We start from the raw sequence: 14,066 nt of genomic DNA on the forward strand, positions 1-14,066 counted from the left end.
TGGCCGCGAGCGCGCGACGTCTCGTCGATGGCCAGCGACGTGACGTCGCTGAAGTCGGCCTGCTCCAGGGCCATCTCGACGTAGCGGTTGCACACCTGCATGCACCGGTACGCCGACTCGCCCACGATGCGCGCAACGGCCGCGAACGGCATCTGCTGCGACAACATCAGCACCAGCGCCTCGAACAACAGCGTGAAGCCCGACAACCGCCCAGCGAAGTCTGGCTCGACCAGGCGAACCGATCCGCCCCCAAGCTTCACACGCGGCGTGCGAACCTTCAGGTAGCACTCGTGCTGGAAAAAGTTCAGGTGCCGGTAGGTCTTGACCACGGTGTCATGAACCGGATGAAGCTCTTCTTGGCCCGATACCTTGAACCTCGTGCCCGGTTTGAAGTCCACCGGCACCGTCAACACCTTGGTCGCTTCGTCGAACTCGACCGCGCCTACCGACCACGGCGCGCCGATTCCCAGCGCCGCTTCAAACACCTTGGCCGTCATCCCAATCCCCGCGTCAGTGGTAAACCAGACGAAATCCTACCCACTCAAATTTTCAGAGAGCCTAAAAAACCAATAGTGGCATCTTCAGCCACTGGAGCAAGCTGAACGATGAAGGCGATTGTGCAAGCAGAAGCAAGCGAATGCGGGCTGGCGTCATTGGCGATGGTGGCGTCGGCGCATGGCATGCAATTGGATCTGCCCGAGTTACGCAGGCGTTTCCACTTGTCGCTCAAGGGTATCCGGCTCAACCAGTTGATCGAGATTGCCCAGACGCTGGGCTTCTCCACCCGCCCGCTACGGCTGGAAATGGAACAACTGGATCAACTCTCCCTGCCTTGCATCCTGCACTGGGATCTCAACCACTTCGTTGTGCTCGCCAAGGTTGGAAAATCGAAAGCGACGATCCTCGACCCGGCCATCGGCGAGCGCAGGTTATCGCTCGGCGAAGTGTCCCAGCACTTTACCGGCGTGGCACTGGAGCTGACGCCCACTGCCGAGTTCAAGCAGCACAAGGCAGCGCCTTCCATTTCCGCACGCCAACTCACCGGCCCCATCCGTGGGCTGTGGAGTGCGCTGTCGCAGATCGCGTTGTTGTCGCTGGCGTTGCAGGTCTTCGTCATCCTGGCGCCGTTCTACACGCAATGGGTGGTGGACCAGGTGCTGGTGTCGGCGGACCGCGACTTACTCGTGGTGCTGGGGCTGGGGTTCGGATTGGCGCTGCTGTTGCAAGTCGGCATTGGCCTGTTGCGTGGTTGGTCGGTGGTGTCGCTCTCCTCCCGGCTCGGATTGCAGTGGATGGGCAACGTGTTCGCGCACCTGCTCAAGCTGCCGCTGGACTTTTTCGAAAAGCGGCACCTGGGCGATGTCACCTCGCGCATGTCCTCGGTGCAGACCATTCAACACACGCTCACCACCAGCTTCGTCGAGGCCATGATCGATGGCGTGATGGCGATGGTGACGCTGGTGCTGATGCTGGTCTATAGCTGGAAGCTTGCCTTGGTGACGCTGCTGGCGGTCGCGCTCTATCTTGGCATCCGTGCCATTGCCTATAGGCCCATGCGCGACCGCACCGAACAACAGTTAGTGGCCGCGGCCAAGCAACAGACGCATCTGTTGGAATCGCTGCGTGGCATGCAAAGCTTGAAAGTGGCCGGTGAAGAATCGGTGCGCCGTTCCACTTACGAGAACTTACTCAACGACACCGTCAATCAGGACGTGAAGCTGGCGCGGATGTCCCTGGGCTTCAATACGGCCAGCCAGTTGGTGTTCGGCCTGGAGCGCATCGCGGTGATCTGGATCGGCGCCAGGTTGGCGCTGGACAATGTGTTCTCGGTCGGCATGCTGGTCGCTTACCTGGCCTACAAGGACCAGTTCGCGATGCGCGTGAGCGGGTTGATCGACAAATGGATCGAGTTCCGCATGCTGCGCCTGCACGGCGAGCGGCTGGCTGATATCGTGTTGACTCCGCCGGAAAAGCAGCACGCACAACCGCACGCGCTGCCACCCGCCGAGCCAAGCATCGAGGTGGAAGGGCTATCGTTTCGCTACGCCGACGGCGAGCCGTGGGTGGTCAAGGACTGCTCTTTTACGATTGCACCGGGGGAATCGGTGGCCATCATTGGTGGGTCTGGTTGCGGCAAGACAACGCTGGTGAAACTCTTGCTGGGTTTACTCACGCCCAGCGAGGGCACGATCCGGATCGGCGGGCACGATCTGCACAAACTCGGCCCGCGCACTGTGCGCGCGATGATCGGCGTGGTGATGCAGGACGATCAATTGTTTGCAGGCAGTATCGCCGACAACATCGGTTTCTTCGATACGGATTTCGACCTGGAACGGATCAAGGCGGCGGCGCAGTTGGCGGCGGTGCATGAGGATATCGCCGCGATGCCAATGGGCTATCACAGCCTGATCGGCGATATGGGGAGTTCGCTTTCGGGCGGCCAGAAGCAGCGGATTATTCTCGCGCGTGCGCTGTATCGGCAGCCGAAGCTGCTGTTCCTCGACGAGGCCACCAGCCATCTGGATGTCACCCGCGAGCGCCTGGTCAACGAGGCGGTGAAGCACTTGCAACTGACCAAGGTGATCGTGGCGCACCGCCCTGAAACCATTGCCAGCGCCGACCGCATCCTGGTGATGGAGCATGGACGGATCGTGCAAGAAGTGAAGTTGCAGCAATCGCCCGAAATACCACATCCTGAAGATCACGTCTTGAGTGCGTGAGGGCAGCCACACTCGCTGGCGCGCGATGTTCGAGCCGCTGTACGCCGTGCGCATCTGCGTGGTTCACCATCAGACCCGCCCCATCATGCAACAGGCGCCGACTGAGACAGCCGGCGCCTGTTGTGCGTCACGCAATCACGGGCATTACTTCGGCAACGGCGAGCGTCCCTGGATCGAAAACGACGCAGCATTGCCAGCGGCGCCAGTATCCGGCTGCCCACCGCCGACAAACAACGTGTAGTTGCCGGCTTCCACCGCGCGCTGCCCGCTGCGATCCACATCGCTCAACGCGCGTGCATCCAGATTGAAGGTCAGCGTGCGTTGCTCGCCCGCTGCAAGATGCACGCGCTGAAAACCGACCAGACTGCGCAACGGCGACTGCGGGCGGTCCGGATATTGCAGATACACCTGCGCCACTTCGTCGCCGGCACGTGCGCCGGTGTTGCGCACGGTGGTGGTCACCTGCAACGTGCTGCCGGCCTGCACCGCGGTGCTGGACAGCTGCGGCGCGTCATAGGCAAAGCGGGTGTAGCTCAGGCCATAGCCGAACGGAAACAGCGGCTCACCCTTGAAGTAGCGGTAGGTGCGGCCCTTCATGTCGTAACTGACGTACGCCGGCAGGTCCTTGGTGGAGCGATAGAACGTCACCGGCAGCCGACCGCCGGGGTTGTCATCGCCGGCCAGCATGCGCGCGATCGCGGTGCCGCCGGACTGGCCGGGATACCACGCGGCCACGATCGCATCGGCGTGCGTCTTGGCCCAGTTCAAGGCCACCGCGCTGCCGCTCATCAGCACCACCACCAGCGGTTTGCCCGAGGCTTTTGCCCGTTCGAGCAGCGCTTGCTGCGGGGCGGGCAGGGCGATGTCGTTGCGGTCGCCACCGTCGAAGCCGGGCACATCGATCCGCAACTCTTCGCCTTCCACATCCGGCGACAGGCCGACGAAGGCCACCACGGCGTCTGCCTGCGCCACGGCCTGCTCGGCCTCGGCCAGTTGCGCCGCGGCAGGGGCCAGCCATTCCAGGCGCACGCCCTGGTCCTGGCCGCGGTGCTCCATTTCTAGGCGAATCTTGCGCGGGCGGGTATCGTTAAAATGCAGCACAGTTTCCACGCTGCGGCCGTCGGCGTTGTGCATGCCGGCCGGCACGTGCTTGTCTTCGGCGTTGCCGGCAACCACCAGCTTGTCGTCGATATATAGGCGCACCGGGTCGTGCCCGGTGCAATCGAAGCAACGCGCCACGCGCACCGCCAGGGTGTAATCGCCAGCGCTGGGCGGCAGCAATTCGCCGCTCCAGCGCACCGCATAACGGTCGGCAGGGACACCCTTCGCCGGGGCAACCTGATCCCAGTTGAAGCTCACCGCGCGGTCCTGACGCACCACGCGCGCAGCACCGCTCATGTCGAGGTTGTCGAAATATTCGCCACGCAGCCCCGGCTTGCCATCGCTGCGCAGTGCAGTCTCCGGAATCATGCCCGGCACGCCAGCGGCCAACGGCGCACCTTGCGCATAACTCACCTGTTGCGCACCGAAGCGTTGGCGCAGGCCCAGCAGCGGCGTTACCGGCGCGGAGGATGTGCCCTGGTAATTGGCTTCCAGCGCGGCCAGGGCGTCGGCGTTCGGGCCGATCACCGCCAGCCGCGTGCCGGCGTTGAGAGGCAGCGTGTTTGCATTGTTCTTCAGCAACACGATCGACTCGGCCGCCGCCTGCAAGGCCAGCGCACGATGCTGCGCGTTGTCGACATCCTTCGCGCCCAGCCGTGCGTAAGGATCCTTGCGCGGGGCCTCCAGCTCGCCCAGGCGATAGCGGGCGGCAAACAGGCGCACCAGCGATTGGTCGAGCAAGGCTTCGTCCACTTCGCCGCGCGCGATCGCCGTGCCGAGTTCGCGATAGGCATGCCCACAATTGAGATCATGCCCGGCCTTGAGCGCTGCGGCCGAGGAGCCGGCATTATCCGGGCGGAAATAATGGAACTGGGTCATGTCGTCCACCGCATCGCAGTCGGACACCACAAACCCCTTGAAGCCCCAGTCGCCACGTACGCGGCCGTTGATCAACCAGTCGGCGGCGCACGCCGGCGTGCCGTGCAGCGAGTTGTACGCACACATCACCGCGCCGGCCTGTCCTTCGACGATGGCAGCGCGGAAGGCCGGCGTATAGGTCGCTTCCACATCGCGTGGCGACACATCGACATCGAATCCATGCCGGCCCGGCTCGGGCCCGCTGTGCACGGCGAGGTGCTTGGGCGTGGCGATCGTGCGCGGGTGGTCGAGGTCCTCGCCCTGCAGGCCGTGGATAAAGCCCACTGCCATCTGTCCGGTGAGGAACGGGTCTTCGCCGTACGTTTCCATGCCACGGCCCCAGCGCGGGTCGCGGAAGATATTGATGTTGGGCGACCAGATGGTGAGACCGGCGTAGCGCTTGTGGTCGTTGCCCGGGCGACCGGCCTGGTTGAACTTGGCGCGCGCTTCGGTAGAGACCACCGTGCCCACTTGCTGCATGAGATGGGTATTCCAGCTCGCCGCCAGGCCAATGGCTTGTGGAAACACCGTGGCATAACCGTTGCGGGCGATGCCGTGCAGGCCCTCGCTCCACCACTCATAGGCGGGGATGCCCAAGCGCGGAATTGCAGGCGCATCGTTCATGGCCTGCGCCACTTTTTCTTCGCGGCTCATGTGCGCCACCAGGTCGGCGGCACGTTGTTCGGGCGTTGCATCGGTGTTTTTTGCGGACACTGCCGGTGCAGCGATGAGCGGCAGAGCCAGACCCACACTCAGTGCGGCGGCAAGACGGCACGGAAAGACGGACAACGACATCGGTTCACTCCTGCGCGGCGGCCATGGCCGTCACGCGTTGCTCTTGGGTCGCCTGCAGTGATGCTGCGGGCAGTGATGATTGCGGATCGCTTACTGGTGATGTGCGACCCGTTACAGGAAGCACTCACCGCGCTATGTGGTCTTCGCGGATGACGCAGCGTACTTACGCGTGCTGCGTCATCTGCTGAGACCTGTTCCTGACGGTTTTACTTCGCTTCGGCCGGCTCCGGCGGCGCGCCAGCCAGCGTGGCAGCCAGATCGCGCACCTTCAGCGCGGATTGCAGCTGCGTCAGCGCTACCTTGCTGCTCACATGCACGGTCAGCGGCTCACCCGGCAGCAGGTCGAAGGCGTTGTCCGACAGGGTGGCATCCACATCGCCGAACGATAGCCACACGTCGCGCGCCAGCGTGTTGCTGGTCAGGGTGAGCGCGTAGCCATCGCCATCGGTGCGCCACTGGCTATCGATCTTCGCGGTCGGCAATGCGAGCTGCTTGGCCGGCGCGAAGAACACCATTTCACGTGACAGCAACGTGTTGCCGTCGAAGAGCTCGAACACGGCATAGGTGTGCTTCGGATCGGCGCTGCCCAGCAATTGCTTGTCGCTGAAGTTACCGACCTGCAGACTGCTCAGCGGTTTGACGCTAGCGTTGTCTTCGCGCTTGCTCAGTACCTTGCCGTCCATGCGCATCACCCGCATGCGCCAGCGTGCCGCCAGCGGTGTGGTGCGGTCGGACACCAGCGACACTTCGGTCTGGCCCTTGTCGTTCCGCAGCGCGGCGATCATTTCCGGCGCATAGAAACGGCGCGCGTGGTAATGCAGCGCCTTCCAGCGGCCGTAGTAGTCCACGCTGGACCACGACGCACCCGGCCACACATCGTTGAGCTGCCAGTACAGCGAACCCATCGACTGCGGACGCGAAGCGCGCAGATGCGAAGCGGCGATGTGGATGCCTTCGGCCTGCATCAGCTGGCTCAGGTAGACGAAGCTTTCGAAATCCTTGGGCTCGCCGAATTCGCGGCGGATGTACAGCATCAACCGCTTGTTGCCGTTGCCCTTGTCGAACTTCTGATGCACACGCATCACCGGCGATTCCGGATCCAGGTCGCCGGGCTCGGCGAAGGCGCGCACGGTGCGCATATCCGGGAACGACTGCAGGCCGTATTCGGACATGAAGCGCGGGGTGACGTTGAGGTATTCGGTGACCGGCAGGGCAGGGCCGCCCCAGACCTTCCAGTAATGCATGTCGCCATCGTTGGCCTGGTCGGCCGCGCCGTCGAAATCGGTGCCGGGCGAGGTGGCCCAATACGGCACGTCGCTATCGTAGGTGGCCACCACTTCGCGGAACACCGTGCCGAACAGGGTGGTCATGCCGCGTTCGATGCGGGAGCGCTCCTCCGGGTCCACCGATTGTTTGAACTTGACCCGGTCGCCCCAGTTTTCCCAGCCGGTCTGCACTTCGTTGTTGCCGCACCACAACACGATACTGGGGTGATCGCGCAGCCGCTTGACCTGTTCGATCGCCTCCTGCCGGGTGTTCTCGCGAAATTCCACGTCGTACGGCGGCACCGCGCCACCGAACATGAAGTCCTGCCAGATCATGATGCCCAGCGCGTCGGCGACGTCGTAGAAATAATCGTCCTGGTAGTGTCCGCCGCCCCACATGCGCAACATGTTCATGTTGGCATCGCGCGCGTCCTGCAAGGTGCTGCGCATGCGGTCGTGCGTCACGCGTGCGGGGAAGGCATCCAGCGGAATCAGGTTGGCCCCCTTGGCGAAGATCGGGATGCCGTTGATCACGATCTCCATGCTCTTGCCGAACGTGTCTTTTTCGCGGCGCAGCTCCACCGAACGCAGGCCGGTGACACGCTTGATCTGTTGGCTGTCGCCATCGGCGTCGCGCACGCTGGCCACGAAGGTGTAGCGGTCTTGCGCGCCGTAACCGGCCGGAAACCAGCGCTTGGGCTTGGCGATGCGCACGGCCAGAGCGATGCGGTTCTGACCAGGGTCGACCACCGCGTCCTGGGTGAACTGGCCGACGTTCTGCCCATCCGGGCCCAGTACATCCAGCGTCACCTGCACCGGGCCGCTGCGGCCGGCCTGCAGTTCCAGCTGCGCCTGCAATTGCGCGCTCTCGGCATCCACGCGTTGCTGGGCGATATGCAGCCCATCCACACGCACGGCGTCCCACGCTTCCACGCGCACATCCTTCCAGATGCCGGCGTTGACCATGCGCGGGCCCCAGTCCCAGCCGAAGTTGTACGGCGCCTTGCGCACATAGGTGGAGCTGTGGCGTGCCTCGGGCTCGTCGCCGAAGGCCGAGTCATAAGCGCCCGGCAGCGCGTACGGCTGCTTGGCCAGCCACGGCTGGATCTTCTTGATCGGCGAGTAGAGCTTGACCTCCAGCACGTTGTCGCCGCGCTTGAGCAAGGACTTCGCATCCACGCGCCACTGCCGGAACATGTTGTCGGCGCTGAGCAGTTGTTTGCCGTTGAGGGTGACTTCGGCACACGTGTCCAGGCCGTCGAACACCAGCTCCACGTGTTCGCGCTTGAGCGTGGCCGCATCCACGTTGAAGTGGGTCTGGTACTGCCAATCGCTCAGGCCGGCCCACTGGATCCTGCCTTCGTTATCGCGATAGAACGGGTCGGGCACGATCTTGGCGGCGATCAGGTCGGTCTGCACCGCACCCGGCACCTGGGCCGGCAGCCACGCCGCTGCTTTCGGATACGTCTTGGCCTGCTCCTGGCCCGGCACCAGCCGCACCTGCCAGCCGGCGTCCAGCGTCACGGCCGAAGGCGGCGCGGCCCAGGCCTGCGAGATGGCGAAGGCCAGGGCAAGCCCGAGACGGGCGGCGGCGGGAACAGAACGAGGACGGAACAGGGGCATGCGTAACTCTCCTAGGATGGCTCAGCGCGTGGCGGCGGGGGGCGCCTGCGCGGTGGTTTCAATCAGTTGAACGGCGCCGATGGCATACAACGGGCCACGAATCGGCGCGGTAAAGCGCAGGCAGAGATCGTGGATGCCGGTGCGTGCAGGCAGTGCGGTTTCCAGCGTGAATTGCTCACCCAGGGTGTCGCTGCGCGGCAGCTGCACGCTGGCGATCAATTCGCCATCGCAGCCCTGACGCACTTCCAGCTCACCGCCGCGGGTGTTGGCCGGGTACTGCACGACCTTGGATTGCTCATGCGCCAGGCCGAAGTTATTGGGCAGGCGTGCGGCGTCGATGCGGATGGCGCCGATGCCGTCCAGCCGCGCCTGCGGATACATGCGGCAGGCATGGAACAGATCGACGTTGTACACCGGCGTGTCGGCGGCGGTCATCTCCGGCAATAGCGGCAGACGCAAGCCGAGTGCGCCGGTTTCGACGCAGTGTTGCAAGCCTTGCGTGTCTACGCGCAACAAGCCGGCGCGATCAAAGGTGCGGCTGCGCGTGGCCGCCAGCGGCGTGCCGTTGGCATCGAACGCCGTGGCCTTGACCGTGGTCGGCAATTGAATCGTAAACGGTGCGTTGTAGCGTGGCGATGCCGGTGTGGGATCGCTGCCATCGATGGTGTAGTGCAGCGTGCCCGCCCCAGTCTGCGTGCTCAGCGCCACCTTGGCCGGGCCGCCGGCGAGCACTGGGTTGGGTCCGTTTTCCAGCGCGATATCGGCAGCGAATGCGCCGTCGCTGTAGTCGATGCCCAGCGCCTTGTAGCGCTGCAGCTGTGCCGGCATACGCGCCAGGAAGCTGTTCCAGTTGCGTGCCGCCTTGGGCGACCAGGTCACTTCTGCCACCGCAGACAGCCGCGGAAACAGCGCGTGATCTACATGCCAGCGCGAGGAAATGTATTCGGACCACAACGCGCCTTGTGCGCCCAGCACATGCCTGGCCTGTTCGGCGCTGAGCCCGGCCGGCACCGGGTCGAATGCATAGACCTTCGACAGCGGCAACACGGTCAGGCGACCGTTCGGTTCGTCGTTGCGCGTGGTTTGCAGATTGTCCAGATACAGCCAGTCGCCCGGCGCAAGCACCACGTCGTGGCCTTGCTTGGCCGCAGTGACCGCACCTTCGACGCCGCGCCACGACATCACCGACGCACTCGCCGGCACGCCGCCTTCTAGGATTTCATCCCAGCCGATCATGCGCCGGCCGTGCTGGGTGAGGTAGGCCCCCAGCTGTTCGTTGAACCAGCCCTGCATCGCATGCGCGTCCTTGACTCCGAGCTTGCGCATCTGTGCGCGCACCGCCGGCGAGGCTTCCCATTGATCCTTGACCGCCTCATCGCCACCGATGTGGATGTAGGTCGAGGGGAACAAGGTCAGCACTTCATCCAGCACATTGGTGATGAAGGTCAGGCTGCGTTCGCTGGTGTTGAACAGGTACGGGTTGACGCCCCAGTCCACGCCCACCTGGGTGCGCACACCGGGGACGCCCACCTCTTCGGGATAGGCGGCAACGGCCGCCTGTGCATGCCCGGGCATGTCGATCTCCGGCAGCACGGTGATGTGCAGGCGCGCGGCGTAAGCGACGATCTCGCTGATCTGTTCCTGCGTGTAGAAGCCGCCATAACGTTGCGGTATGCCGTCCATTCCCGCGCCCGGCGGCGTGCGCCAGGCACCGACCTCCGTGAGCTTGGGATAGCGCTTGATCTCGATGCGCCAGCCCTGGTCATCGGTGAGATGCCAATGCAGCACGTTGAGCTTGTGCAGGGCCATCGTATCGAGCACATGCTTGACCGTGTCCACATCATGAAAATGCCGGGCCACATCCAGATGCTGGCCGCGCCAGCTGAAACGCGGCCAGTCGCGGATCGCCACCGACGGCAGTTGGACCTCGCCCTTGTGCGTATCCGGTGTCATCAATTGCCAGGCGCTGACTGCGCCATACAACAAGCCGGCTCCATCGCGCGCGGCGATGCGCACGCCCTTGGCATCCACCTCCAGGCTGTAGCCTTCCTTGTGCGCTACCGGCGCCTGCGCGCTGCGCTCCAGGCGGATGCTGCCCGGCGATGCGCTGGTTTCGGCGCGCACTTCCAATCGCAGCCCGCGTGTGCGCAGCAGCAGATCGGCCAGATGTTCGGCACTGCGACGTGCATCGGCATCGCCAGGCACGATCGAGATCACCGTACCGGTGCCCACGACGAAGCTGCCACTACCGCGTTTGACCTCGACGGCTGCAGGAATCAGTGGCAACGGTGTACGCGCGGTGTTTGCCGCTGCAGCGGCAGGTGCGCCCTCCGTGGCGGCGGCTGGTGGAGTGCCAGGTACACGTTGACCGCAACCGGCCAGCGACGTTGCTGCGAACACGAGCGCAAGCAGGCGCGAGGACAACGGCGCGCCTGCTGTCGGGCGTGCGGTGGGTGCGGAGTTCGACATCATGCAATTACATCCCGATGTGGCGGCGGTACACGGCAGCCGCGCACAGTAGCAAAGCCGTGTCGGAAGGCGCAGTGACGGGCCCACGCTTGGTCCCGCGGCGCAGCCTGGCGACTGCGTTGTAGAGCGACCAAGACAACGTCATCGGTCGCTGCAAAACGGGCGCCGATAGCGCAGGAGCCGCGGTGCAATACATGCAGCCCGATTCCAGTGCTAGCCGCGCCCGTGACTGCGTGCGGTGGTGCGTCATCTCAGTTGGAGCGGCGACCTAAACGTCGCGCGCAGTTTTCAGCGGGGCGTGGACGGCGTGCCTAGAACCGGAATGTACGCGTGGCACATGCCGATTCCGAACACCGGCCGCGTCCGCCTAGCCACTGCGCAGTCGTGTTGTTGGCTGCGCTTAGCGCTGCGCAGTCGGCAACTCGTCCCACACCTTCGGGTCTTCGGCGCCCAGCACCCAGCAGCTGAAACCTTCCAGGCCGTACTGCTTGGTCAGCTCGTAGCGCGCCTTGAAGCTGCGTGCGTCCGGGCGGAACACCCACTCGCGCATGTCGTCGCGATAGAAGTAGAACCACGATTCCTGCTCGACCGGATCCCACTGCACGGTGGCGTTCTGTTCCAGCGCCAGCGGGAAAGACTCGTCCGCATCGATATACGTTGCCGAAATATTCGACGCCTCGGTGCCGTCTTCCTTCACCGGGTTGCCGGTGTACCAGCGGTAGCCGTAGGTGGCGATACCCAGCGAGAGCTTGTCTTTCGGCACCTGGGTGATGGCGTAATCCAGATGCTTCTTCATCCACACCATGCCATCGACCGGGCCGGGCGTGGTCCAGCGGGTGTGCTGGTCGTAGGTCATCAGGCTGACCAGATCCACCGCCTGGCCCAGCGCCTTCAGGTCGTACGCACCACGCCAGTATTCCCACATCCACTTGGAAAACTGGCCGCCTTCGGCATAGCCCGGTGCATTCGGCACCACGGCGACCGACATCTTGAAGCCGGCCTTGTGCAGCGCGTCGGCGGTCTGCTTGACCATCAGCGTGTAAGCGTCGCGGTCGGTCCAGGCGATGTTTTCGAAATCGAACTGGAAGCCGTAGTACTTGTGCTGCTTGCCGTGAATCAGCAGCGATTCGATCATGCGCTTCTTGGCGGCTTCGTCATGCATCAGCTTGTGGAATCCTTCGCGACCGGTGGTCATCGACAGGATCGGCATCACCCGCAGCTTGTGCTGCTTGGCGATGTCGTACAGATACATGTTGGGAGTGCCGTTGACCAGGCCATTCTGGTCCACGCCGTACCAGGTGGGCACCACCACATCGATCTTGTCGATGTTGGCAATGAACGAGTTGGTCGATTTCTGCGTGTTCATCAGATAGAACAACGCCGTGGGATTTTTGGCCAGGGCCGGGGCGCAGGCAAATGCCAGCGCAAGCACTATCCAGGTCAATCGCTTACTCATGAAAGACAGCATCCGTCAGGGAGTGGGAGAGGAAAGGTCGATGCGGAAGACGTAGGCGCTCTCGCCAACCGGCTTGACCGGCAGGCGCAGATGCAGTCCGTCGGCGCGTTGTTCGAACGGGATCTGCTTGCCGTTGGCCAGCAGGGTCACAGCGCGCACGCCATCGGCGGTGTTGAGCGAGCGAATCACGGCTTCGCCACGACGCGGCCAACCGAGTTCGATTGCATACAGCGCGCCATCGCGCGAGGTGAAGCGGAAATCCTCGGCCGTGTAGGGTTTGGTCTTGATGTCCTGGAAGGTGCCGCCCACCACTTCGGTGGGGCCTTCGCCGTAGACGCGCCAGGGCTTGCTGTCGTAGATCGCGCTGCCGTTGGTCTTGAGCCACTTGCCGATCGCCAGCAGGATGCCGCGCTCGGTATCCGGGATCGAGCCATCCGCACGCGGGCCGATGTTGAGCATCAGGTTGCCGTTCTTGGCCACCACATCGGCCAGCATGTGGATGATGAAGGTGGGCGACTTGTAGGTGTCGTTTTCGATGTAACCCCACGAGGCGTTGCTGACCGAGGTGTCGGTTTGCCAATGCGTGGGATGGATGCCGGTGAGCTGGCCACGCTCGATATCCAGCGTGCCTGCACCTTCGGGAAATGCGCCGAGCTTGTAGTTCACCACCACGCCGCGATCGGCCTCGGTCCGCGCCGCGCCCTGGTTGTAGTAATACGCCAGCATCGTCGGCAGGCTGCGACGGAACGTGGGGTGCGCAATCCACCAATCGAAATAGATCAGGTCCGGTTGATAGATATCGATCAACTCGGTCGTGCGCGCCAGCCAATCGTCCAGCCAGGCCTGCGAGACCGGCGTCCAGTCGTTGGCCACATCGGCATCGTCCTTGCCGGGCAGACGCACCTGCGCCGGACCATACAGCGCGGCGTAACGCGGGTCGTTGACGTCCGAATCGAATGTGCGCCCGCCGTCGAAGAACCAGTTGTGCTCGGCGCGGTGCGAGGACAACCCGAAATGCAGCCCCTGCGCGCGAATGGCCTTGGACAATTCGCCCAGCAGGTCGCGCTTGGGCCCCATCTTCATCGCCGTCCAGTCGGACAACTTCGAGTCGTACAGCGCAAAGCCGTCATGGTGCTCGGCCACCGGCACCACATAGCGCGCGCCGGACGCGCGGAACAGCTTGGCCCAGCCATTCGGGTCGAACTTGGGCGCGGTGAACTTGGGAATCAGATCCTTGTAGCCGAAGCTCGCCTGCGGGCCGTAGGTGGCCACGTGATGGGCGAATTCCTTGGAACCTTCCAGATACATGTTGCGCGAATACCACTCGCTGCCGAATGCCGGCACCGAGAACACGCCCCAGTGGATGAAGATGCCGAACTTGGCGTTGTCGTACCACGCCGGCGATTGATATGCCTTCAGTGCCGCCCAGTCGGGGCGGAACGGGCCCTTGCGTGCGCCGGCTTCGGCTTCGCGCACCAGGCGCTCGCGTTCGGGCGCATAGGCAGCGGTGGCATCGAGCCACTGCTGGTCGATGACTTCAGGGCTGAGCGTGGTGGCGGTCGGGGCGGTCGGCGATTGCGCCGCATGGACCTGCAACGCCGGCAGCGCGAGCACTAGAGCGAATGCAAGCATGCGGGTCCTGGGTGCAGCTCCGACGTGGCGGCGGGAGGGAGCCGCGAACTGGCGGCTATCGGGCGTCATGGGAACTGCACTCCTGTA

General features: G+C 64.0%; 6 protein-coding genes, 1 other RNA gene and 1 pseudogene. 1 reads left to right on the top strand and 7 read right to left on the bottom strand.

Features of this window, described 5'->3' with window-relative positions; all coding sequences use genetic code 11:
- Positions 1–497 (bottom strand): annotated as a pseudogene (locus tag WJW29_RS10815) (ISL3-like element ISXoo13 family transposase); the annotation flags it as partial.
- Between the two features lie 108 nt (positions 498–605).
- On the opposite strand from WJW29_RS10815, the gene WJW29_RS10820 reads away from it, so the two are divergent.
- Positions 606–2,720 (top strand): peptidase domain-containing ABC transporter, encoded by a 2,115-nt coding sequence (locus tag WJW29_RS10820; protein WP_011258532.1) that lies wholly within the window; start codon positions 606–608, stop codon positions 2,718–2,720.
- 144 nt (positions 2,721–2,864) lie between these two features.
- Here the strand turns inward: WJW29_RS10820 and WJW29_RS10825 are convergent, their stop codons facing one another.
- The 6 genes from WJW29_RS10825 to WJW29_RS10850 form a co-directional block, all read right to left on the bottom strand.
- The gene (locus tag WJW29_RS10825) at positions 2,865–5,534 is read right to left on the bottom strand and encodes a glycoside hydrolase family 3 C-terminal domain-containing protein (RefSeq protein ID WP_011258533.1); all 2,670 of its coding nucleotides are present in this window, start codon (positions 5,532–5,534) and stop codon (positions 2,865–2,867) included.
- Between the two features lie 206 nt (positions 5,535–5,740).
- Positions 5,741–8,422, bottom strand: a complete 2,682-nt coding sequence (locus tag WJW29_RS10830) for a glycoside hydrolase family 2 protein (protein ID WP_011258534.1) — start codon at positions 8,420–8,422, stop codon at positions 5,741–5,743.
- Positions 8,423–8,443: 21 nt separating this feature from the next.
- Positions 8,444–10,894, bottom strand: coding sequence for a family 20 glycosylhydrolase (locus WJW29_RS10835; protein WP_041182071.1), 2,451 nt, complete (start codon positions 10,892–10,894; stop codon positions 8,444–8,446).
- A 262-nt stretch (positions 10,895–11,156) separates the two neighbouring features.
- Positions 11,157–11,230: non-coding RNA, sX9 sRNA (locus WJW29_RS10840), on the bottom strand.
- A 61-nt stretch (positions 11,231–11,291) separates the two neighbouring features.
- Positions 11,292–12,359 (bottom strand): glycosyl hydrolase family 18 protein, encoded by a 1,068-nt coding sequence (locus tag WJW29_RS10845; RefSeq protein ID WP_011258536.1) that lies wholly within the window; start codon positions 12,357–12,359, stop codon positions 11,292–11,294.
- A gap of 3 nt (positions 12,360–12,362) precedes the next feature.
- Positions 12,363–14,048 carry an alpha-L-fucosidase gene (locus WJW29_RS10850; RefSeq protein WP_041182072.1) on the bottom strand — a complete coding sequence of 562 codons (1,686 nt, stop codon included), beginning with the start codon at positions 14,046–14,048 and terminating at the stop codon, positions 12,363–12,365.
- Positions 14,049–14,066: the final 18 nt, after the last annotated feature.

The sequence above is a fragment of the Xanthomonas sp. JL1 genome (genome assembly GCF_038405005.1).